General features: G+C 59.9%; 2 protein-coding genes. Both read right to left on the bottom strand.

What is annotated here, in order from left to right:
* Window positions 1–84: 84 nt before the first annotated feature.
* Complete coding sequence (locus EN969_RS35455; RefSeq protein ID WP_063167694.1) at window positions 85–525, bottom strand: hypothetical protein; 441 nt, start codon at window positions 523–525, stop codon at window positions 85–87.
* Between the two features lie 6 nt (window positions 526–531).
* Window positions 532–747, bottom strand: coding sequence for a hypothetical protein (locus EN969_RS32410; RefSeq protein WP_024503705.1), 216 nt, complete (start codon window positions 745–747; stop codon window positions 532–534).
* Window positions 748–1,093 lie beyond the last annotated feature (346 nt).

The raw sequence follows: 1,093 nt of genomic DNA, 5'->3' as shown, positions 1-1,093 counted from the left end.
AGTCTGAATTGCTATCTGCCGGGTGTGGAGTTCAATCGCTGGCAAACGGAGAGTGCCGGTTCCGGCGACGTCGAGGCGGCTTTCCTAAGCTGCTTCGGCCACCAACGTCGACGGGGGACCGCCGAGCACTGTCTGAGCGATCTCGGCGTCATTTTCATCGACATGCGCCGTCACCAGGACGACGCCCTCGGCCACGTCCTGATCATCCGCCTTCATGGCGTGCAGGGCGAATGTTCCAAACAGACCGCCGGCAACGCCGCCACAGACCGCGCCAGCCACCGCTGTTGGCAATACGCTCGCAGCAACAGGATTGATGCCAACTGCCGCAACGACGCTCAGACATGCCAACCCGCCGGCAGCAGCGCCCAGTACCGATCCCAAAGCGGAAACCCAAACAGATCCTGTCTCGTCATTGTAAGGCCCGATGATCGCGATCTGTACGCGAGGAATTCCGGCCGCCACCAAGTCGCTAGCGACCCGCGTCGCATCGGCGTGGGAATCAAAAAGTCTGCTAATCGTCGGCATGGTCGCTTAACGCTTCGGGCTGTTCAGCAGCGTGTCGGTGAGGAATGACGCGGCAATCAGGTCGTCAACCTCGATTCGGCCCTCGCCGCCCTCCATGATGGCCGCGACCTTCTGGAAGGTCTTCATCTCGTCTTCGGTAATCTGGGCTTGCTGCATCCTGGCCTTGATCTCTGTTACTCGCGTGCTCAGGGCATCGGATCGTTTGGTCTCACGGTTCGACATGCTGCTGCTCTTGGTTTCATCGATCATTTTTGCCCGCCACCCCGAATTTGGGGCAAGCGCATGCGTTTCCAACCTGGACTTCGGTCGGGCAGGGGTCAGACCTAAGTCTGGCTAGGGGCAATTGTCTTGCCGACGGTGCTGCCAAAAGCATGATCAAAGGGCCTCTCGTGGCCCGATTCCTTCAAGAATCGGGCCGGAGATCTGTGGTCAGTACCCGTCGTTCTCGATCACCACGGGATGGTGCCGATGGTGGTGGCGATGGGTGGAAACGGAACCTGTCACGACAACGGTATCGCGGTGATGATGCCGGCGCCCATGGTCGTAGAACGCCACAGTACCATGGCTG

This window comes from Mesorhizobium sp. M7A.F.Ca.CA.003.01.2.1 (genome assembly GCF_003998945.1).
Lineage (GTDB): Bacteria > Pseudomonadota > Alphaproteobacteria > Rhizobiales > Rhizobiaceae > Mesorhizobium > Mesorhizobium ciceri.
Note: the sequence above shows the minus strand (reverse complement) of the source record. Positions and strands in the feature narration are given on the sequence as shown.

Bases quoted from the DNA above. Each gene is read 5' to 3' on its own strand.
- EN969_RS35455 (WP_063167694.1), bottom strand. From the start codon at position 525: ATGCCGACGATTAGCAGACTTTTTGATTCCCACGCCGATGCGACGCGG.
- EN969_RS32410 (WP_024503705.1), bottom strand. From the start codon at position 747: ATGTCGAACCGTGAGACCAAACGATCCGATGCCCTGAGCACGCGAGTA.